This window comes from Micropepsis pineolensis, assembly GCF_055392125.1.
This window is the reverse complement of the sequence record NZ_AP042408.1, coordinates 1,171,574-1,192,662: the sequence shown is the minus strand read 5'-3', so window position 1 is coordinate 1,192,662 and position 21,089 is coordinate 1,171,574. Positions and strand designations below refer to the sequence as shown.

The window sequence follows — 21,089 nt, the reverse complement described above, 5'->3', positions numbered from 1 at the left end:
CGCCCCTTATTCGGCGTTGGCTGGGCGGGTTGTCACCGCCCGCAGCCACAGCAAGGCATAAGCGAGAAGCGACCAAATCGCAAATAAGACCACCAGAAAGGCCCAGAAAGCCTGCAAAACGTCCATTTTTAGACCAAACGCTGCCAGCGCCAGCACCAGCGCAACATAGACCACCTGCACCACGGTCGAGGACTTGCCCGCAATCAGGGGGCGTACCTTTAAGGGCGCCGACAGCACCCAGGCCATCACCACCCCGGTGACGATGGCGACATCACGACCAATCACCACCACGGTTAACCACCACGGGATCACCCCCACCACCGTCAGGGTCAAAAAGCTAGCCAACATGAGCAATTTGTCGGCGGCAGGGTCGAGCATCGCCCCGAAACGCGACGTAAAAGCAAAGGTCTTGGCCAGATAGCCATCCAGCGCGTCGCTGATTCCGGCCAGAACAAACACAACAAACGCCGCACTGTCGGCGCCCTTCAGAATAAAAAACGCCACCGCAGGCGCCGCCAGCAACCGGAAGGCGCTTAACATATTGGGGACATGGCGCAGGAAACGCTTCACGGCACCTCCACTAGCGCTAGGTGCCAGCCTGTGGCCTCGTGGTCGAGGCGCAGGCCCGCCTGGGTCAGGGCATCACGCAACTGGTCGAGTGTTCCGATATAGGACAGGGTCAGTTGGGCCGCACCGACATCCAGCGCCACAACCGACGTGCCCGTGACATTGGGCACCCCGGCAAGCAGCTTTTCCAGCGCCCCGAATTGCTGCAGCGTATCCGCCGCGACATCGACGGTAATATGACCACGCTGACTGTTGTCGAGGACCCCATGGGCCTTCCACAAATCTTCCATCGCTTTGATCGCCGCATCCGCCGCCTGCGGATAGGATGCCGGAGCCCCCGGCGCAAGAGCAACCTCGGCGGCAGCCTTGACCGGCGCCCCATTAGGCCCCAGCCGGCGCAAGGCGATTTTGAGCTTTTTACCTTCGGGGCTGAGCAGAATCAGCACCGCCTCGCTGGCACCACGGCGGGCCGCAACTTCAGACAGATCAGCCCAGCGGGCAGTCTCAAAATGCAAGCCTGTCAGCCGGTTCATATCCTGCGCATCGCCCACCGGCAGCGAATAGGGCACCACGCCGCCACTGAGGCGCGGATTGCCCAGCGCCGCCGTCCAGGCCGACGCTTTGCCATAGGATGGGGCCAGCGGCACCACCAGCACCCGATGCGACGAAGCCGAGGTAAAGGCCACGCCTGCGCTCTGCATCAGGCGGGCGACCGCCCCCGGATTAAAGATGTACGTTACTTCAGCGACATAGCGGGTAGTCGAACGGCGCTCGTCTACCGGGAAATAGCTTGTAATCAACCTTTGCAACTGCTCGGGCGACGGCGCGGGCTGGCGGCCCCAATCCTGCTGGCGGGCCAGACGGCGGAACAGAGTCTGCCAGGCATCGGCCCGCCCCGCCGCAATCGCGGCATTGCGGGCTTCTGACGTCGACGATCCGGACGCATCAACATGGATCCCGGCCACCGTATAGGGGCTGTCTGCCGCCGCTGGAACGGCACAAAAACCGCCCCAAAACACCGCACAGAACAGAAGCCTCGTTAAAATATGTCGCATCACAAACCTATTGATCACTAAAGACAAACTATACAGAGCGCTTCCCGGCCAGAAAAGCATACATTTTGTTCAGCTTTAAATAGTTGCGTGAGACCTGCGGGCTAAAACTTAAAGGCCCGGCACCCCGCTCAAGGCTTGCCCTTGGCCGCCGTGGGGGGGTAAAGGGGGCAGACACCATCAGGGCGCGCCACATGACGCAGAAGACCGATACCGGCCTCAAAGGGTTTACCTATAAAGACGCGGGCGTCGATATCGATGCTGGCGAAGAGCTGGTGGCGCGCATTGCCCCCGCTGCCAAGGCCACGCGCCGCAAAGGCGCCGATGCCGCATTGGGCGGCTTTGGCGGGCTGTTCGATCTCAAGGCCGCTGGCTTCAGCGATCCGGTTCTGGTGGCGGGCACCGACGGCGTCGGCACCAAGCTGAAGGTCGCGATTGATGCCGGAATTTTCGACGGCATCGGCCAGGATCTGGTAGCCATGTGCGTCAACGACATCGTGGTGCAGGGTGCCGAACCGTTATTCTTCCTCGATTACTACGCCACAGCGCATCTCAACGTCGATCAGGCGGCGGTGGTCATCGGCGGCATTGCCCGGGCCTGCAAGGAATCCGGCTGTGCGCTGATCGGCGGCGAAACCGCGGAAATGCCCGGCCTCTATGCCGCGGGCGATTTTGATCTGGCTGGCTTCTCGGTCGGCGCGGTGGAACGCGACGCGATCCTGCCCAGAACCGACACCATGAAGGCGGGCGATGTGCTGATCGGCGTGGCCTCGTCCGGGGTGCATTCCAACGGCTTCTCGCTGGTGCGCAAGATCGTCGAGAAAAGCTGGCTGGCCTATGACGCGGATGCGCCCTTTGCCCCCGGCACCACGCTGGGTGCGGCCCTTGCTACCCCGACGCGGCTCTATGTCAAAAGTGCGCTGGCCGCGATCAAGACCGGTGGGGTCAAGGGCCTGGCCCATATCACCGGCGGTGGCATCACCGAAAACACCCCGCGGGCGTTGCCGGACGGGCTGGATGCCGAAATCGATCTGACCTCGTGGACCTTGCCGCCGGTTTTCGCCTGGATGACCGAAATAGCCCATCTGGCCGAAGACGAGCTGCTGCGCGCCTTCAATTGCGGCATCGGCATGGTGGCCATCAGCGATGAAGCCCATGCCGACGCCATCATCGCCGCATTTAACGACGCTGGCGAAACCGCCTTCCGTATCGGCCAGCTTGTCACCGGTGAAGGCGAGGCCAAGGTGCAGTATCGCGGCCAGCTGGCGTAACCCATCATGCAGAAAAAGCGCGTTGCCATTCTGATCTCGGGCCGCGGCAGCAACATGCAGTCGCTGATTGCGGCCGCCGAGGCGGCTGACTTCCCGGCCGAAATCGTGCTGGTCTTCGCCAACAAGACAGACGCAGCCGGGCTCGCCTTTGCCGCCCAGCATGGCATTGCCACCAAAGCGGTGTCGCACAAGGGTTTTGCCAGCCGCGATGCCTTTGATGCCGAAATCGACGCGGCGCTGGAACAGGCCGGGGCCGAGATCGTTTGCCTGGCGGGCTTCATGCGCATTCTGTCGGAAGGCTTCACCCGCAAATGGCAGGGCCGGATGATCAACATCCATCCTTCGCTGTTGCCGTCGTTCAAGGGTGCTCACGCCCACGAACTGGCGATTGCAGCCGGGGTGCGGATTTCCGGCTGTACGGTACATTTCGCCGTAGCGGAACTCGATTCCGGCCCGATCATCGCCCAGGCGGCAGTACCGGTCGAAACCGGCGACACCCCCGACACGCTGGCGGCCCGCATTCTGGTCGCCGAACACCAGATCTATCCCGAGGCGCTCCGTTTGCTGGCGGCAGATCAGGTGCGTCTTGAAGATGGCAAAGCCGTTTTTAGCTGATACATCCCTACACCATAGCCCTTCGTTGGCAGCCCTGCGCTGGCAGGGCTGGGGCACTATTTTAAGTCCGTTTCCGGAGACACATGGCTCCTGTGCAGCCATGGCATATTTCAAAACGGCTTTTTCTACTCCCCATGTGTATCGTTCTGTGCCCATTATGGCCCGCGCCATCACACCATCAGAACCGCTATGACCGATACACCAACAGCTTCACACAACCTCGCAGTCAGGCTGACACGCAAAACTTTACTGCGTTTGGCGCTGTTCTTTCTGCTTCCTGCCGTCTGTTATGTTCTGAGCGGCATCGCCATCAGCTTAACCGGTGCACTGCCCGTAACGCTGCGTCGGCTGGCCGGTCTAACCATCGCCGCTCTGGCAGCCTTTCTGATGCTGCAGCTCTACAGGTGGATGGTACGCTTTTTTGAACGACGCCGGGCAGATGAGGTCGCAACCGAACATGGATTGTACCGCACACTGGCCGGCATAGCCTGCGCACTGGTGATGTTCACGGCCTTTTACGCCATCATGCTGATCGCAGGCCTTGCACACTGGCAGGGATGGACTGGCAACCTGCCGGTTTTAGCTCTGGCGATAGCGATACTGTCCGGTGTCGGCGAAGAACTGGTGTTTCGCGCGGGCATTTTCCGTGTCGTGGAAAATGGCTTTGGCACCGGGGCGGCGCTGATCGTTTCTGCACTGCTGTTTGGTCTGCTGCATCTGGCCAATCCGAACGCCACAGTGTTTTCCGCACTGGCGATTGCGCTGGAAGCAGGCCTGTTGCTCGGGCTTTGCTACACGGCCACACGCAATCTGTGGCTGCCTGTCGGTTTACACGCCGGGTGGAACTTTGCCGAGGGTGGGATATTTTCTGCAGCGGTATCCGGTTCACGGGTCGGAAAAGGGCTGATCGACATACCGCTTTCCGGCCCGGAGATATGGACCGGCGGCGCATTCGGCCCGGAAGCCTCGGTCGTGGTCCTGCTGATCAGCCTGCTGCCAATTGGGCTGTTTCTGTATCTGACGATCCGGCGCGGCCAGTGGCAGAAAAGGCGGATGCGCTGGACACTGCCCATCCCCCTCTGACACAGGACTTACGTCAGATCAACACCCGACAGCTGGGCCGATGCCGCCCAGAGCTTTTCACCATCCTCGTCCTTCAGCGCTTCGGGCGATGGCGTCGCGGGCATACATTTGATGAAATAAAGCCCGCTCTTACCCGCCACCTTGGGTGATGATGCCAGATAAATCACAGTCCGCGCCCCCTCCTCGGCCGAGATGGCGCCAACTTTTTTAGCGATGGCAAAGCTGGCCCCCAGCATACCTTCGGCGGCATCGGCAAAGCGGGTGGCAACAAAGCCGGGATGCAGACAATTGACGGTAATGCCGCTGCCCGCCAGCCGCCGCGCCAGTGCGCGGGTGAACAGAATGTTGCACAGCTTGCTGCGGCTATAGACCGGATAGCCGGAATAGCCCTTGTGGCTTTGCAGATTGGCGAAGTTGAGCTTGGCATGCACATGGGCCGCCGATGCCGTGCAGACGATGCGCCCAGCCCCGGCCGCCCGTAAGTTTGGCAGCAGCAGCAGACTTAAGACGTAATAGGCCAGATGGTTGGTGGCAAAGGTCATCTCCAGCCCATCGGCCGAGTTCTGACGGTTGCCGAACATCGCCCCGGCATTGTTGATCAGCACGTCGATCTTGGGGGCCGCACCAGAGATTTCCGCCGCCGCCTTTTTCATCCCGGCCAGCGCTGACAGATCCGCCAGATGCAAACTGTGGGCAACCCCGGGATTGGCGGCATTCAACCGCGTCAGGGTCTTTTCGCCACGCAAGCGATCGCGGGCGGTAAAGACGATGCGGGCCCCCAGCTTGGCCAGCTCAATCGCCGTAACCTCACCAATGCCACTGGTGGCCCCGGTGATGACAACGGTTTTGCCTTGCATCGACGCCCCTCCTTATGTGCTGCACCGGATTATGATGCGGGCATAATACGGCGCCGGGGCACAGATTGCAGCAAGTATCACTTACGGGGTCAAAGAACGTCAGGGGGAAGCCGTCGCGCTGACACCACGGGCCTGTTGCGCCAGCGTGGTAACAATACGCAAAGCCTGATCGTTCATACGGCCAGCGGGATCGTCTTTGGTCGCGTGCAGCACCGTAAATTGCAGACCCGCCTTTTTAAGATCATCGGCGAGTGGTTTTGCGCTCCCAGCCGGATCCGCCGTAAGAATAATGGTACCGCGAAATTTGTGCAAAAGAGCAGGCACGTCTTTGTCGACGCCCCCCCCCAGGGCACCAATGTCATCGCCAGAAGCCTGACTGGTATCGAATACCAGGCTTGACAAAACGGGTGTCTGTGCCGCCATCGCCGCACAGACGGCCACACCGGCCCCGCCCCCCCAAAAGATAATCGGGGTGTCGCTTCGCGGAATCGTAAGCATGTTTATTAGTGCGTCTTCAGCGTTATGGTATTCCTGCGCCGTGCCATGACCGCTGCTTTGCCCTTTTCCCGGATAATCAAACAGCAGTACATTACCCGCGGGGGATAAGGCTTTGGCGATTTCCTCGCCCTGCCGGGTAATGGTGAAACGGCTGTCCCCACAAAAAACGATGGTTGGGTTGCTTATTGCTGTACGGATGAAAACATACCGCACGCCCCCCAGCCCGGTGGCCAGCTCGGCATCTTCCGACTGCGCGTTGGCAACCCACTGCGCAACTGGATTGCCCGCGGGGGCACTGTCCTGCCCATAAGCCGCACACCATCCGCTGAAACACAACGCTGCCACACAAAACGCAATACGCATACCAGCCCCCCAGAATTCCGACAAAACGGCACCGCCCCCGCAGTGCAACACCTATCAGTTGAGCAAATATAGCATAACCGTACCAAAACGCATCAAATTCTAGACATCTTTATTAGTATTTTTTTACCCTCCCCAGACACCAAAATACGAACGGCCCGCACGGCAGTTAAGCCGTACGAGCCGCCGAAAATTCCCGTTTGGGGGCGCTAAATCGTTATTCAACCAGATCAAGCTGGCTGAAGAAAAACGAAATCTCACAGGCCGCCGTTTCGGGAGAATCCGAACCATGTACGGAATTTGCCGTTTTGTTTTCGGCAAAATCCTTGCGGATGGTGCCCGGGGCCGCGGTCTCAGGATCGGTACTGCCCATCAGGCTCCGATTTTTGGCGATGGCATTTTCGCCTTCCAGAACCTGCACCACGATGGGGCCCGATATCATATAGGCAACCAGTTTTTCAAAGAACGGTTTACCGGTATGCACGGCATAGAACGCTTCAGCCTGAGCCTGCGTCAGATGGATCCGTCGGCATGCCACCACACGTAAACCAGCCTTTTCAAAACGGGCGATGATTTCGCCGGTCAGGTTGCGGCGGGTTGCATCGGGTTTAATGATCGAAAGCGTACGCTCTGCAGACATGAAGATCTCCTCACCGTGTATTGTTAATACTTATGGCATTGTTTTTTAATATCCAGAGGTTCCTCTGCGTGCACCAAAGCAATTCGCACGTATAAGACGAGCAGTCTTGACCTTTGGCGCGCCCCGTTGCAAGCAGCCGGTCATGCTCGTTGTTGAAAAAATCACAGTCCGCATTGCCGGACGCGACATTCTGAAAAACGCCAGCGCCACCGTGCCGGCGGGCCGACGCATTGGCCTCGTGGGTCGTAATGGCGCAGGTAAATCCACCTTGCTCAAAACCGTCCTAGGCCAGATTGTGCCTGACGATGGGCAGGTTAGCTGGCCGCGCGACTGGCACATCGGCGCGTTGGCGCAGGAAGCCCCCACTGGCGAGCAGTCGCTGGTCGAGACCGTGCTGGCCGCCGACACCGAGCGGGTAGCACTGCTGGCTGCAGCCGAGACCGAAACCGACCCGATCAGGATCGGCGACATTCATACCCGGCTGGAAGCCATCAGCGCTTATGCCGCACCGGCCCGGGCTGCGGCGATTTTGTCGGGCCTGGGCTTTTCCGCCGCAGATCAGACGCGGGCCTGCCGCGAGTTTTCCGGTGGCTGGCGCATGCGCGTCGCCCTGGCCGCGTTGCTGTTCACCGCACCTGATTTGTTACTGCTCGACGAGCCGACCAACTATCTCGATCTCGAAGGCGTGCTGTGGCTGGAGAACTTCCTGAAAAGTTATCGCGGCACCGTGCTGATCGTCAGCCATGACCGTGACCTGTTAAACGCCTGCGCCGAGTTCATCCTGCATCTGGAAGGCGGCGGCCTCACTTTGTATGGCGGCAATTACGATACCTTTGTCACCACGCGGGCGGAAAAGCGCGCTGGCGACATCGCCTTTGCCAAGAAGCAGGAAGCCCAGCGCGCCCATTTGCAGGCCTTTGTCGATCGTTTCCGCGCCAAGGCGAGCAAGGCCCGGCAGGCCCAGAGCCGCATGAAGATGCTGGAGAAGATGGAGGCCTTCGAGGTGCCGGTGGATGAAGCCGTCACCCCGATCCGCCTGCCCGAGGCCGCCCAACCCGCCCCGCCACTGATCGTCATGGACCAGGTTGCCGTAGGCTATGGCGACCGGCCAGTGCTGACCCATCTCGACCTGCGCTTTGACCCGGACGAGCGCGTGGCGCTTTTGGGCAAGAACGGTAACGGCAAATCGACCCTGGCCAAGCTGCTGGCCGGTAAGCTGACCCCGATGGCGGGCACTTTGAATTTTGCCCGCAAGACGGTGGCTGGCTACTTTGCCCAGCACCAGCTCGAAGAACTGAACGGGGCCATCACCCCGGTGCAGACGCTGGCCCGCTTACGCCCGCTGCTGACCGAGCAGGAATTGCGCAACCGGCTGGGCGGCTTTGGCTTTTCCGCCGACAAGGCCAACACCCATATCGCCAAACTGTCCGGCGGTGAACGCGCCCGGCTGATGCTGGCGCTGGCCACCCTTGATTCGCCTAATCTGTTGATTCTGGACGAGCCGACCAACCATCTCGACATCGACACCCGTGGCGAGCTGTTAAAGGCGCTGGCCGAGTTTTCCGGTGCTGTCGTGCTGGTCAGCCATGACCGCCATCTGCTCGAAGGCACCGTAGATCGCCTGTTGCTGGTCGATGGGGGGACCGTCACCCCCTTTGATGGCGATCTGGATGACTACCGCCGCTTTCTGCTCACCCCGGACAATACGGGCGGTGGGCGCGAAGTCGCAAAACAATCCAAGGAAGAAGCCCGCAAACTGGCCGCCGAAAAACGCCGCCAGCTGAAGCCGCTGAAAGACAAGATCGACAAGGCCGAGAAGACCATCGCCAGCCTGAATGCTGAAATGGCCAAGCTGGATGCCGAGCTGGCAAAACCCGACGCCTTCACCCGCGATGCCGCCAAAGCGACCCAGATGGCCAAGCGCCGCGCTGATGCCGCAAAAACACTGGAAGAGGTCGAGACCGACTGGCTGATGGCACAAGAGGAATATGAGGCGGCCATGGCCGTATAAGGCGGCAAAGGCACAGCCCATTACCCATTGGCGACACTTTCGCGAAAACTGCCCGCTATAGTCGCGTCAGACTTTGTCACCAACGCAGGTTTCGATGCCCCGTAAAAACATCTGGATCAAGATTGCCTTTGGCCTGGCCCTGGCGATCGGGCTTGCCGTCACGCCCCAGCCCGCTTTGGCGGACGGTTGCGACAGCGCCCTGGCCAACCGGGTCGCCAAAGCGATCTTCACCATCGAAAACTGGCGCAATCTTTATGTTTTCTACAGCAAATACGAATCCTGCGACGAGCTCACTGTTGCCGATGGCTTTGCCGACCGGGGCAGCGATTTGCTGGCAAACCACTGGGAGACCCTGCCCGATCTGGTCGACCAGATTGCCCAGCATCCCGCCTTCAGTAATTTTATGATCGCCCATCTCAGCCGTGATTTACCTCCAAACCGGCTGGCGACAATTCTGAACAATGCCGAGAACCACTGCCCGGCGGATCAGACCGAACTGTGCACCCGCATTGCCCTGCGCGTGCGCAAGATTCTCCCCTGAAAAGTTCTTAACCCGTGGCCTTACGTCGTAACGGTTGCAATCGGCCGAAAAAAAAGCATGCTCGCCCGCGCGCCGCATGCCACGGTGCCTGCCGATTTACGGTGCCCCAGCGGGATTACAAGCTTGACGGATCAGCCGAGAAAAATCGCCTTCTTCTCCTATTACGGCCACCAGAAGCGCTTTTTTGCGACGCTGGCGGCGCATGCGTCTGCCTCCGTCACCACGTGCCAGCACAATGTCTATGCCGCCAGCGCCACGCCGGCGTTTCTTGGCGGCTTTCTGGGGCGGTTCCTGCTCGGCAGCGAAGCGCCCACCGAGACCATCACCGCCTTCAGCTTCAAAAAATATCTCGCCCGCCATCCCGAAACTTCTGCGGCCGGGCGGACTTGGGTCAAACGGTTTCAGACCGCCAAGGCCCGGGCCTATTACGGCTGGGCCAAAGCCTGGCTGAGCCAGGAAAAGCCCGACCTTGTGGTGCTGTGGAACGGCCTGCCGCTGCCGGTGGCCGCCGCCGCCGCCGCTGCGCGCGCCTTAAACATCGCCTGCCTGTTCTGTGAAAACGGCACCTTACCCAAAACCGTGGCGATGGACCCGGATGGGGTCAACGCCGCCAGTTCGCTGGCCCGGCGCACCGCTGATTTTTATCGCGCGGTAGAGCCTGATCCCGAAAAACTCGCCAGCCTGATCCACACCCCGCTGGTGGCCCGCGCCCTGAACCCACGCGCGGCAGCCCCCGCCCCGACAGAAACACTAAAGCTGCCGGAAACTTACGTTTTCCTGCCGTTGCAGGTCCATGACGACAGTCAGATTCTGATGTATTCGCCGCGCTTTGCTGACATGCCCGCGGTGGTTCGGGCCACCGCAGAAGCGGTCGGCCACTATAACCAGACACACGGCACGGCCTTAAAAATCGTGGTCAAGGAACACCCTTCCGACTACGGACGGATCGATTATTCAGCGTTACGCCACGAGTTTCCCGATTTGCTCTTTACCCAGACATTTTCTACCGCCGAGCTGATCGCCGGGGCAAAGGCCGTCATCACGGTCAATTCCACGGTCGGGATCGAGGCGCTGCTGGCTTTCAAGCCTGTGGTCACGCTGGGCGAGGCGTTCTTCAATATTGATGGCGTGGTACGCCATTTGCGCGATACAGAACCGCTGGCCGACGCCCTGCACGATGCACTGACCCGCGCGCCCGACACCGAACTGATCGGCAAATTTCTCTATCACTTACGCTATCACGATCTGGTGGCCTATGACCGGCGCGACAAGAATGCCGATCCGGCCCCGGCGGTTGCCCGGCTGTTACAGGCGCTGGGGGCATCGCCATGACAGACAACGGCATGACGCATGTTCTGCTCATCATTCCGCGCTTTGCCCCCTTCTGGGGGGGAACCGAGCTGCGCATGCGCGCCATTGCCGAAGCCTTGTCGGCACGCGGGTTTCGCTTCACCGTACTGACCCGAAGGCTCAAATGGACCCTGCCCGCCGAAGAAGATATCGGCGGCATTCATGTCGTGCGGCTGCCGGCATCGCTGCCGCTGTTTCGCTTTTTCGCCCGGCGCTGGATCGCCCGCCACGCCGGGGATATCGATCTGATTCACAGTTTCCGCCTTGATAAAACCGGCATGATCGGGGCCTGGGCTGCGGAACGCTGCGCCCTGCCCCATCTGGCTGAAGCAATCACCAATGAAGCCGAGAAAATGCTGCTGAACGAGGCGGGCCGGGCCGCGCTTCAGCGCATTGCCAATAGCGGCATCATTCACGCCTTAAGCGCGGGGACCGCCGCGGCCCTGACCGCCGTCGGCATTGCGGGCGGCAGGATCTGGCTGCGCGGCAATGCGGTCGATGTGTCGCTCTATCGCCCGGGGCCACCACACAGCGATTTCCCCCTCACCGTGTTGTGCTGTGGGCGGATTGAACGGCAAAAGGGCAGCGATATTCTGATTGCCGCCTGGAACGCACTGCCCGCACCGACCCGCGCCAAAGCCCGGCTGGTGCTGGTTGGCACCGGTAAATGGGAAGGCCGCATCCGTGCCGCCGCCAGTGGCGACAAAAGCGTTGTCTTCGCCGGAACCGTAGCCAAGGCGCAGATGCCGGCGCAGTACCGCGCGGCCCAGATCTATGTCCAGCCTTCGCGCTTTGAAGGCATGAGCAACGCCATACTGGAAGCGATGGCCAGTGGCCTGCCCATCCTCAGCACCAGCATTGGTGCCAATCGCGGGGTGATTGAAAACGGCGTCAACGGCATTTTAGTGCCACCCGACGATGTCCCGGCGCTCAGCGCCGAGCTGTGCCGCCTGATCGAGGAAGCCCCCTTACGCGCCGCCTTAAGCCAGGGGGCACGGGTCAAGGCCGAAAGCCACTTTGACTTACCCCATCTGTTCGACGATTTTGCCATGCGTTACCGCCAGATCGCCAAGGTTCGCCCATGACGCCGTATTTCGACCGCACGCTGTTCCAGATTCTGTACAATTTTCATTGGGTAGCACCGGGGGCGGCGCGCTCGGCCCAGCCCTATATCGGCGGCTGGCGCAGATTTTTAAAAGACGGCGGCATCAGGGCCATCATCAATTTGCGCGGCGTGCACGAAAACCTTAGCTGGTGGCGACAGGAAATCGCGGCCTGCGAAGCCATGGGCATCCGCCATTACGACATCGCCTTCAATTCACGCGTTCTGCCACGGGCCGAGCAGCTTGAAAGCCTGATCCACTTTTTCGATGATGCGCCGCGGCCCATTCTGATCAAATGCTCTGGCGGGCAGGACCGGTCGAGTTTTGTTTCGGCGCTCTATATTCTGCACACGCAAGGCTGGGCGGCTTTTGACAAGGCGCAAGGCCAGTTTGCCCGCTTTCCCTATCTGCATCTGCCCAAGCACGACCAGCACTGGCTGCGCCACTTCTTCCTGTATGCACGGGAAAAGGCCGACGGTATGCCGATCAGCCAATGGGTCGCGGGCTTTGCCGCAGAAGATTTCGCCCACTGGCTCGGCCAGCACGGTCTGGCAGACAGCTATAAGCGCCGCAAGGTTTAGGTTCTGAATTTTGTCGCAACGTTGCGCGCAAAACCGGTTCCCACTTTTGCGCCCGTTGCTCTATGCGCCCATCTGCTGGCGGGCGATTTTCACCCATTCGCGCTGACGGCGGCGGTAATAGCTCGGGGCAAAGCGCACCTGTTCAATGATCTCGCGGAACAGGGCATCGGCGCGCTCGCGCTGACCCAGTCCCTGCAAGAACAGCGCAAAACGGCAACGCGCCTCCTCGCCGGGATAGCGCAGCACAATGAATTCATATTGGCGCATGGCTTCGTCGCGATGCCCGGCCAGGGCAAGGGCGCGGGCAAAATCGAGCTCGACATCGGCATCAACCGCCGAACGGTCGAGGCTTTTCAGGCGCGAAAAGGCCGCCGCCGAACCATTACCATCGCCTGCCAGCAACAGCGCCCGGCCCAGCCCCCGAAGCAGGGTGGTGTCGGAAGAGCCGAGCGGATCACGCATCGCACCAAGATAAAGATCGGCGGCATCCTGAAACCGGCCGCGCTTGATACACTCCTCGGCCAGCGCCTGCTTGGCCGCGGTCGAGCCGACCTGTTCAACCTCGCGCAGTTTGTCGCGATAGCTCCGGCCGGGATCGGCCATGTTGGCAACATTGTCGGCAAAACGCCGCGCACCGGGACTGCTTGCGCCATCAGCCAGCAGCACATAGGCGATATAGATCACCGGCCCGGCGGCGGGCAGGAAGAAAATCGGCAGATACCACAGATAGGAGCGCCCGCTGCGCGAAACATGCACCGCACAAAGGATGGCAATGAGAATGGTAATAAAATACGGCACGCCGTCACCTGTCTATGCTGGAAGATACCCTTAGGCCCGCCGAACCCATCTGTTGATTTGGCGGCTTAAGGCACACAAATCAACCCTGCTTTTCCCATTTTCCGGTTTCGTTTTCTTTCCAATAGGTAATGCTGTGGCCCGCGGCTTTGGCCTCTTTCCAGGCCGTGCGGGCGGTTTGCACCGCCATCGGATCGCGGCCATCGAACATCAGCACAATGCGAACAAAACCGGCCCCCTCCCAGACCGGGGGGGCGGCCCCGCCCACCACAAACAGCACATCGGGCCCATTCGCAGCGGCATCCTCCAGCCCGATCAGCACCGGCTGACGGGCGGCGTCCGGCTCGGTTGCCAGACCATGGGGCAGAAAACTTTCCTCGTCATAGGTCCACAGAAGCCGGTCGATGGCCCCGGCGCGCTCGGCCGATTCGACGCGGATGGCCGCTTTCCAGCCCCGCGCCAAAGTGCGCTCGACCAATGCCGGTAAGGCATCTTCCAGACTGCGCCGTTCGAGATGATAAAACAGGACCTCGCTCATGGCCCGGAAGATAACCTTGCCGGACAAGCGATGTCCATGCAGGAACCCGACAGGCTATTACTGCGCACTGGTGGCGTTTTTATCCGGACTGTCCTGCACAACGTCAACAGCAGCCGGATGGAGTTCATCCTTCAGCACACTGTCCAGCGATCCCGGCCCCGGAGCCCAGGACTTAGCGGTTTCTGCGATTTTTTTCGCACCATCAACGCTTAATGCCAACGAGATCGACGTCTGTTCCCGGCGTACATGATCACGCATCGCCTGCGTGCCATTACCGATACGATCCGCGGCCGCGCTGATCCAGAAATAGGCCTTGGCCGGATCTTTTGGTAAAATCTCGCCGTTCATATAGGCCCTTGCAATATTAGCCAGCGCCATCGGCCGCCCGCTTTCGGCAGCGTGCACCGCCCATTTGAGGCCCAAATGCCGATCCTGTGCCACGCCGCGCCCACTGGCATACATCGCGCCCAGATTGACCGCCGCGGTCACGTCGCCGCCCTCGGCCGAGATTGTATAAAGCCGGAAAGCTTCTTTATTATTCTGCGTCAGGTATTTGCCCTGATCGTAATAGTAAGCCAAAATCTCAGCCGCAGCGTAATCCTTCGCCTCAATTGCTTTGCGCAGATAGGCTTCGCCCTTCTCAGCATCGGCCTGCACACAGGGGCGGCCAGAAACCAGCATAGTGCCGTATAATCGCGCCGCTTCTGGCATGCTGTCGGCCAAAGGCTTCAGATTGGCCTCAGCCAAGGCATAATTTTGATTTTGCAAAGCGGCATGAGCACCAGCCAATGATGGCGTCACCCCCACATCCAACCGTGCCTGAGCCCGGCACTGCTTGGCCTGAACCTCATCGGTTTTAATGATGATCGTTGTTGCCTGCGCCGACAACGAGACACCCGCGGCCAACAGAGCCGTTACAATCAGAAATTTCTGCATGAACTCCGCCCCAGGGAATACAAGGCAATATACCACCCAGAGGCGAAGCTCATACATTAAAATTGCTTCAGAACAGCGGCAATCCGCCGTCAGCCCGCCAGCTTATCCAAAATGCGCACACCCCAGCCCGAGGCCCAGCCCGCCTGCAGCGGCCGGGCGTCATTGTCGAACCACGCCACCCCGGCGATATCGAGATGGGCCCACGGCACATCATTGGTGAAGCGCTTCAGGAACTGCGCCGCCGTGATCGAACCGGCCTGCGCCCCGCCGATATTCTTCATGTCGGCAATCTTGGATTTGAGCAGCGCGTCATAGGCCGGGGCCAGCGGCATGCGCCACACCGGCTCGCCCACCGCCAGACCAGACAGACGCAGATCCTCGGCCAGTTTGTCGTCACTGGCGAACAGACCGGCATGTTCGGCCCCCAGCGCAACCAAAATCGCCCCGGTCAGCGTGGCCAGATCGACCATCGCCCGCGGCTTGAAGCGGGACTGCGTGTACCAAAGCGCATCGGCCAGCACCAAACGGCCTTCGGCATCGGTGTTGAGCACTTCCACCGTCTGGCCCGACATCGTCGTCACCACATCGTCCGGGCGCTGGGCCGCACCATCGGGCATATTTTCGACCAATGCGACCACGCCCACAGCATTGACCGGGGCCTTGCGGCCAGCCAGCGCCTGCATTGCGCCGACCACGGCGGCGGCACCGCCCATATCGCCCTTCATGCCCATCATACCGGCGCCGCTCTTGAGCGACAGCCCACCCGAATCAAAGCATAAGCCTTTGCCGACAAAGGCAATCGGCGCCTGTTTTTTGGATTTTGCACCGTTCCATTGCAGAACGGCGATATAGGGTTCGTGCGCACTGCCCTGACCAACGCCCAGAAGCGCCCCCATGCCGAGCTTTTTCATCTGAGCCACCGTCAGAATCTCGACCGTCAGGCCGGTGCCGCGCGCCAGCGTCTTGATACGGGCAGCAAATTCTTTGGGGAACAGAACATTGGGCGGCTCGTTGGTCAAATTCCGTGCCGTTTCGACACCCGAAGCCACCGCCTCCAACGCGCCCCAAACAGCCTTCGCACGGGCCGAATCTGGCGTCAAAACCGTGACTTTCTTGATATAAAGTGTCTTATCGCCGACATCTTTGGTACGATAGTTGTCGAAACGATAGGATTTAAGGCGCAGACCAAAGACCAAATGCGCCGCCAGATCAGCCGCCGACACCTCAGCCCCCTTGGGCAGGTCGACGGCAAAATGGACATGGCCGTCCGCCGCGCCCATCAGGCGGGTGGCGACTTTAGCCCCGATTTCCTCGGCCGTACGGGCACTGACGGCCTTAGGCGCCCCCAGCCCGGCCAGGATCAGGCGGCTGGCGGCAAGCCCGGCAGGTGCCAAAATCTCAAGGATTTCCCCAGACTTAGCCTTAAAACCGGCCGTTTTAACCGCCCGGGCCAAAGCCCCGCCCAACGCCTTGTCGGCAGACTGGGCCGCAGCAAGCAATCCGTCCTCGGTTGCAGCGACAACATACGCCCCCAGATCGGTCTTCGGCTTTGCAGCCGTTGAAAAGTTTACCTGCATGCGATCCTCACCTTAATTTAAGTCAGCGCCGGGTTGCTATCTGCCCGTCGGAAAATGCTAAGAAGGGGAGTAGTTTAAGCCGTAACGTCTTCAGGACAACCGGAAAATCAAGGACACCCGCCTCTTCATGCCGCGCCTGTCATTCTACATCATCAAGCAGCTGATCGGGCCAGTGATCCTGTTCGCCTTTCTGATGACCTGTGTGATCTGGCTAACCCAGTCGTTGCACCTGCTCGATCTGGTCATCAACCGGGGGCAGTCGGCACCGACATTCTTCTACCTGTCCATTCTGGTGATTCCCTATCTGCTGGTGCTGATTCTGCCGATCGCCTTTTTTGCCGGGGCGCTTTACGCACTCAACCGCCTCAGCAGTGAAAGCGAGTTGGTGGTGATGGCTTCGGCGGGCTTCAGCCGGGCCCAGTTCGTCACCCCGGTACTGGTTGCCGCCATGCTGACCATGGCAGCCAGCTACGCCTGCGGGTTATATCTGATGCCACTCGGTCAGCGCGAGCTGAAAGACAAGGTCGTTGATATCCGCGCCGACATCGGCAGCGCCCTGCTCAATGAAGGCGTCTTCAACACCCCCTCCAAGGGGCTGACAGTCTTTATCCGCAAGATCGGCACTAATGGCCACTTACGCGGTATTCTGGTCCACGACAGCCGCAACGAAAAAAATCAGGTGACCTATCTGGCCCAGACCGGCCAGCTGGTGCAGACCCCGGAAGGCGTGCGCCTGGTAATGGAACGCGGCATCATCGAACAGACGCTGAGCGGCGGCGCCCGGCTTGAGATGCTGCAATTCCAGCGTTATGTGTTCGATCTTGAGCAATTTTCCAGCCCCACCAAGGCCAACGAGCGCGCTGCTAACGAACAATATCTCAGCGATTTGTTTCACCCCGATGCCAGCCTGCGCCCGCGGACCAAGAAGGCCTATATCGCCGAGGCCCATAACCGCCTGACCCAGCCGTTATATTGTCTGGCCTTTGCCTTCATCGTCATGGCGGCCGTCACCCGTGGACGGCGCCGGCGCGGCGCGCAAGTGCTGCGCCTGACGATCGCCAGTGCGCTGGCGGCGGTGTTGCGCATCGTCGGCTATGGTGTTCAGGGCTTGGCGGCAGGCAACACGGTGTTCTGCATCTTGTTCTATATCATCCCGATTTTGGCCACCGTGCTGGCGATAGCGGTATTTTTTGAGTGGTTGCCGAAGAAACGTCCGCCGCAAAGCACACCGTTGAACGAGGTGGCCGCATGAGCTGGTCCTGGACACTCTACCGCTATCTGGCCCGCCAGTTTTTCTGGAGTGTGGTCGTGGTGTTCTGCAGCTTCTCGCTGCTGGCATTTTCAATCGACGTGGTCGAGCTTTTGAACCGCACCGCCGGTCGTGGCGTCGACACCACGACCGTGGTCGGTATGGCGCTGCTGCAATTACCCCAGCTCAATCAGAAACTGCTGCCCTTCTCGCTGCTGCTGGGCGGGATGTCCTGCTTTGTGCGTCTGTCGCGCAATCAGGAACTGGTCACCACGCGCGCGGCGGGTGTTTCCGCCTGGGATTTTCTGGCCCCACCGCTGGTGGTGGCGCTGCTGCTCGGCGTGCTGCATGTCACGGTCATGACCCCGGTGGCGGCCCGCATGCTGTCGCAATTTTCCACTCTGGAAGCCAAATACATCAAGGGTGAGGATTCGCAGCTGTCGATTTCGAGTAATGGTCTGTGGTTGCGTCAGGGTGAAGATGGCGAGCAATCGGTCATCCACGCCTTGCGGGTTACCAACCAGGGCGTTCACCTCGACGACGTGATCTTTTTTCTCTACGGCAGCGACGACCGCTTGCGCGGCCGCATTGACGCGGGCAGCGCCGATCTGATCGACGGGGCCTGGATCATCAAACAGGCCCATGTCAGTGGTTCCGACGGTCAGGTGAAGTTTCACGACCGCTATGTCATGAAAACCACTCTGACACGGGCGCGGATTCTGGAAAGTTTCGCCCCGCCCGAAACCTTGTCATTCTGGGAATTACCCGCTTTCATCGCCTCGGCGCAAAATGCGGGCTTTACCACAGTACGCTACCGGCTCTATCTGTATTCTCTGCTGGCGTTACCGGCGATGTTTGTGGCCATGGTTTTCATGGCGGCAAGTTTTTCTTTGCGCGTTTCCCGCAGCGGTGGGCTGGGGCGCGTGGTGTTAAAGGGGGCATTGTGCGGTTTTGGCGTCTATTTCTTCAGCGAAATGGTCACAGCGCTGGGCCGGTCGAGTATTCTGCCGGTCGCACTAGCGGCAACGGCGCCAGCACTGGCGGCCATTCTGGTCGGCATGGCGCTGGTCTTCCATCAGGAGGATGGATGAGCAAGCAGTCTCTGTTCCTGAAATCCCTTTTAGGCGTTTCAGCCCTGGTGCCCGTTTGTTTTGCGGCATCGGCGGCAGGGGTGTCGATAAAACTTCCGCCAAAATCTAATGTGACGGCGGCAGCATCCACCCCCGCGGCGCCAAACGGTGACAAGGTATTGCTGCGCCATGCCGACAACGGCACCTATGATACCGACAAGAACATTGTGTCGGTCGATGGCCATGTCGAGATCGACTACAAGGGCCGCGTGCTGCTGGCCGATAAGGTGGTCTATGACATCGACGCCGACCTGCTCACCGCCGAAGGCAATGTCAGTCTGATGAACGAAAGCGGCGATGTTGCTTTCGCCGACCATGTTCGTCTGACCGACCAGATGCGCGATGGTGTGCTCGACAGTTTTGGCGCCTTGCTGGGCCAGAATGGGCGTCTGGCAGCCACCACCGCCAATCGCACCGATGAAGGCCGCATTACCGAGGCGCGTCGGGCTGTCTATACCAATTGCAAGGTTTGCCGCGAACCGGGTCAGCGCACCCCGCTGTGGCAGATCAAAGCCGTCAAGCTGGTGCATGACAAAGAGAAGCAGCGCATCACCTTTGATGATGCCACACTGGAACTATTCAACGTACCGGTGCTCTACACCCCCTATCTCAGCCTGCCGGACCCGTCGGTGAAGTATGCCAGCGGCATCCTCACCCCCGACGCCGGTAATTCGAGCACCATCGGTTATTTCATCCGGGTGCCCTATTATTTTGCTATTTCGGATTCCGAAGACGCCACACTGGAGCCCCTGGTCAGCACCAGTGGCGGCATTGTTATGGAAGGTGAATACCGCAAACGCTGGGAAAACAGCGGACTATGGCTGCAAGGCAGCGTGGCGGAAAACCCCAATGGCGGCATCGACGAAAATCAGCAACAATATTATTCCCACCTTTTCGGCTCAGGCTCTTTTGCGCTGACCGATGGCTGGCAGCCGGGGCAAGGCTGGCAGGCTGGGTTTGACACCCAGATCACCTCGAAAAATACCTATCTCAAGCGCTATGACATTTCCGAAGCCGACCGTTTGAACAATGATCTGTTCATCGTCGGCGAAAATGGCCGCAGCCGCTTTGCCGTTACCGGCTATTTCTTCCAGAGCCTGCGCCTCAGCGACGATAATGAGACCATTCCGGTGGCCTTGCCGCTGATCGAATACAGCTATGTGCCGATGGGCAAATGGGCAGGCGGCCAGTTCCGCTTCAACGCCAGCACCGTCGCCCTGTCGCGCGATGTCGGGACCAACGATCAACGGGTGTCGACCGAAGCCAACTGGCGCCGTCCCTTTGTCACCGACGATGGCGAATTGTGGACGTTCCAGCTCAACGCCCGCGGCGACTTCTTTCATTCCAATGTTGATTCCGATGTCACCGGTACAACCACATCCGCCACGGACAGTCATTACACCTGGCGCGGCATGACGACGGCGGCGCTGGATTGGCGCTGGCCCTTTATTTCCAGCAGCAAATCCGGTCGTTCCGTTATTTTTGAACCTATTGCCCAGCTGATCGCAGCCCCTTATGGCGGCAACCCGAAAACCATCATCGATGAAGACAGCTATAGCCTGCACATCGACGACAATAATATTTTCAGCTTCGATCAGGTGCCGGGGCACGATCTGATCGACAGCGGACCACGCGCCAATGTCGGCTTCCGGTTAGAGAATCGCTTTGACGGCGGCTATATCGAGGCCTTGCTGGGGCAAAGCCTGCGCCTGAAGGCGGATCCGATTTATGAAGAATCATCGGGGGAATCCGGCACCACGTCGGATCTCATTGGCCGATTCAGCATCCGCTTTCCGCCTTATGTCGATTTAACACACCGCATCGACTATGATGAAAACACCGGAAAAGTCCGCCGCGATGAAGTGTATCTGACCGGCAATTACGGCAAATCGAGTCTGCAGTTGAACTATGTCCAGTTATCGGCATCGGACGACATCTCGGCCCGTGAGGAACTCAGCACGCAGGCCGCGGTTAATGTCTACGAGAATTGGCAGGTTTTTGCCGCGATCCGGCGTGATTTAATCGCCGACCAGACTTTAACCACCGAATATGGCATGGGGTACGAGGATGAATGTTTCGGGATTTCCTTGTCCTATCGGCGCAAATACACCACCGATCTGGATCTGAAACCGTCGTCAACCATACTTTTCCACTTTAATCTGAAGACCACAGACCAGCAAACCAAGCCATTCAGCCTTTTCCCGCACGACATATTCTCCTATACCCGTTCTTGAACCTGGGGGGGATTTGCTTATTCTGCCCCATACCCGTCGGTGCTGGCCGACGAAGGTTCTATCGGGAAGGGTATCCCCCCCGGCTTCTGACGGGCCGGACT

General features: G+C 59.8%; 20 protein-coding genes. 11 read left to right on the top strand and 9 right to left on the bottom strand.

From position 1 onward, the window contains the following. Window positions 1-6 precede the first annotated feature (6 nt). Together ACZ5RI_RS05330 and ACZ5RI_RS05325 are read right to left on the bottom strand one after the other, a co-directional pair. Window positions 7-570 (bottom strand): CDP-alcohol phosphatidyltransferase family protein, encoded by a 564-nt coding sequence (locus ACZ5RI_RS05330; RefSeq protein ID WP_464515074.1) that lies wholly within the window; start codon window positions 568-570, stop codon window positions 7-9. After that, window positions 567-1,622, bottom strand: coding sequence for a DUF2066 domain-containing protein (locus tag ACZ5RI_RS05325; RefSeq protein WP_464515073.1), 1,056 nt, complete (start codon window positions 1,620-1,622; stop codon window positions 567-569). The genes ACZ5RI_RS05330 and ACZ5RI_RS05325 overlap by 4 nt, the downstream gene beginning before the upstream one ends. Before the next feature lie 191 nt (window positions 1,623-1,813). Between ACZ5RI_RS05325 and purM the strand changes: the two genes are divergently transcribed. The 3 genes from purM (at window position 1,814) to ACZ5RI_RS05310 (ending at window position 4,588) form a co-directional block, all read left to right on the top strand. Further along, window positions 1,814-2,890 (top strand): phosphoribosylformylglycinamidine cyclo-ligase, encoded by a 1,077-nt coding sequence (purM, locus tag ACZ5RI_RS05320; protein WP_464515072.1) that lies wholly within the window; start codon window positions 1,814-1,816, stop codon window positions 2,888-2,890. A gap of 6 nt (window positions 2,891-2,896) precedes the next feature. Beyond that, on the top strand, window positions 2,897-3,505 hold the full coding sequence (gene purN / locus ACZ5RI_RS05315; RefSeq protein ID WP_464515071.1) for a phosphoribosylglycinamide formyltransferase: 609 nt from the start codon (window positions 2,897-2,899) through the stop codon (window positions 3,503-3,505). A gap of 189 nt (window positions 3,506-3,694) precedes the next feature. Then, on the top strand, window positions 3,695-4,588 hold the full coding sequence (locus ACZ5RI_RS05310; protein ID WP_464515070.1) for a lysostaphin resistance A-like protein: 894 nt from the start codon (window positions 3,695-3,697) through the stop codon (window positions 4,586-4,588). A gap of 8 nt (window positions 4,589-4,596) precedes the next feature. Here the strand turns inward: ACZ5RI_RS05310 and ACZ5RI_RS05305 are convergent, their stop codons facing one another. The 3 genes from ACZ5RI_RS05305 to ndk all read right to left on the bottom strand — a co-directional run bounded on the left by ACZ5RI_RS05305 (window position 4,597) and on the right by ndk (window position 6,943). Further along, window positions 4,597-5,445, bottom strand: coding sequence for an SDR family NAD(P)-dependent oxidoreductase (locus ACZ5RI_RS05305; RefSeq protein ID WP_464515069.1), 849 nt, complete (start codon window positions 5,443-5,445; stop codon window positions 4,597-4,599). Window positions 5,446-5,544: 99 nt separating this feature from the next. Further along, window positions 5,545-6,306, bottom strand: a complete 762-nt coding sequence (locus tag ACZ5RI_RS05300) for an alpha/beta hydrolase family protein (RefSeq protein WP_464515068.1) — start codon at window positions 6,304-6,306, stop codon at window positions 5,545-5,547. A gap of 214 nt (window positions 6,307-6,520) precedes the next feature. Next, entirely contained in the window at window positions 6,521-6,943 is a 423-nt protein-coding gene (ndk, locus tag ACZ5RI_RS05295) for a nucleoside-diphosphate kinase (RefSeq protein ID WP_464515067.1), read from the bottom strand. A gap of 142 nt (window positions 6,944-7,085) precedes the next feature. Between ndk and ACZ5RI_RS05290 the strand changes: the two genes are divergently transcribed. From ACZ5RI_RS05290 to ACZ5RI_RS05270, 5 genes are all read left to right on the top strand, one after another. Then, entirely contained in the window at window positions 7,086-8,954 is a 1,869-nt protein-coding gene (locus tag ACZ5RI_RS05290) for an ABC-F family ATP-binding cassette domain-containing protein (RefSeq protein WP_464515066.1), read from the top strand. 94 nt (window positions 8,955-9,048) lie between these two features. Continuing rightward, window positions 9,049-9,495: a hypothetical protein gene (locus ACZ5RI_RS05285; RefSeq protein WP_464515065.1), complete on the top strand. Its 447-nt coding sequence runs from the start codon at window positions 9,049-9,051 to the stop codon at window positions 9,493-9,495. Between the two features lie 123 nt (window positions 9,496-9,618). Further along, window positions 9,619-10,827, top strand: coding sequence for a capsular polysaccharide export protein, LipB/KpsS family (locus ACZ5RI_RS05280; protein ID WP_464515064.1), 1,209 nt, complete (start codon window positions 9,619-9,621; stop codon window positions 10,825-10,827). Then, on the top strand, window positions 10,824-11,930 hold the full coding sequence (locus ACZ5RI_RS05275; protein ID WP_464515063.1) for a glycosyltransferase family 4 protein: 1,107 nt from the start codon (window positions 10,824-10,826) through the stop codon (window positions 11,928-11,930). The genes ACZ5RI_RS05280 and ACZ5RI_RS05275 overlap by 4 nt, the downstream gene beginning before the upstream one ends. Further along, the gene (locus tag ACZ5RI_RS05270) at window positions 11,927-12,529 is read left to right on the top strand and encodes a protein-tyrosine phosphatase family protein (protein WP_464515062.1); all 603 of its coding nucleotides are present in this window, start codon (window positions 11,927-11,929) and stop codon (window positions 12,527-12,529) included. The genes ACZ5RI_RS05275 and ACZ5RI_RS05270 overlap by 4 nt, the downstream gene beginning before the upstream one ends. Before the next feature lie 60 nt (window positions 12,530-12,589). Here the strand turns inward: ACZ5RI_RS05270 and ACZ5RI_RS05265 are convergent, their stop codons facing one another. The 4 genes from ACZ5RI_RS05265 to ACZ5RI_RS05250 all read right to left on the bottom strand — a co-directional run bounded on the left by ACZ5RI_RS05265 (window position 12,590) and on the right by ACZ5RI_RS05250 (window position 16,375). Beyond that, the gene (locus tag ACZ5RI_RS05265) at window positions 12,590-13,327 is read right to left on the bottom strand and encodes a hypothetical protein (protein ID WP_464515061.1); all 738 of its coding nucleotides are present in this window, start codon (window positions 13,325-13,327) and stop codon (window positions 12,590-12,592) included. A 79-nt stretch (window positions 13,328-13,406) separates the two neighbouring features. After that, the gene (locus tag ACZ5RI_RS05260) at window positions 13,407-13,862 is read right to left on the bottom strand and encodes a DNA polymerase III subunit chi (protein ID WP_464515060.1); all 456 of its coding nucleotides are present in this window, start codon (window positions 13,860-13,862) and stop codon (window positions 13,407-13,409) included. A 57-nt stretch (window positions 13,863-13,919) separates the two neighbouring features. Next, complete coding sequence (locus tag ACZ5RI_RS05255; protein ID WP_464515059.1) at window positions 13,920-14,798, bottom strand: tetratricopeptide repeat protein; 879 nt, start codon at window positions 14,796-14,798, stop codon at window positions 13,920-13,922. Window positions 14,799-14,887: 89 nt separating this feature from the next. Further along, window positions 14,888-16,375 carry a leucyl aminopeptidase gene (locus tag ACZ5RI_RS05250; protein WP_464515058.1) on the bottom strand — a complete coding sequence of 496 codons (1,488 nt, stop codon included), beginning with the start codon at window positions 16,373-16,375 and terminating at the stop codon, window positions 14,888-14,890. A gap of 127 nt (window positions 16,376-16,502) precedes the next feature. Here ACZ5RI_RS05250 and lptF point away from each other — a divergent pair, with 127 nt between their 5' ends. The 3 genes from lptF to ACZ5RI_RS05235 are packed head-to-tail and all read left to right on the top strand — an operon-like array spanning window position 16,503 to window position 20,988. Next, window positions 16,503-17,627, top strand: a complete 1,125-nt coding sequence (gene lptF / locus ACZ5RI_RS05245; protein ID WP_464515057.1) for an LPS export ABC transporter permease LptF — start codon at window positions 16,503-16,505, stop codon at window positions 17,625-17,627. After that, on the top strand, window positions 17,624-18,715 hold the full coding sequence (gene lptG / locus ACZ5RI_RS05240; RefSeq protein ID WP_464515056.1) for an LPS export ABC transporter permease LptG: 1,092 nt from the start codon (window positions 17,624-17,626) through the stop codon (window positions 18,713-18,715). Before lptF ends, lptG begins: the two co-directional genes overlap by 4 nt. After that, window positions 18,712-20,988: an LPS-assembly protein LptD gene (locus tag ACZ5RI_RS05235; protein WP_464515055.1), complete on the top strand. Its 2,277-nt coding sequence runs from the start codon at window positions 18,712-18,714 to the stop codon at window positions 20,986-20,988. Before lptG ends, ACZ5RI_RS05235 begins: the two co-directional genes overlap by 4 nt. The last annotated feature ends 101 nt before the right edge of the window (window positions 20,989-21,089 follow it).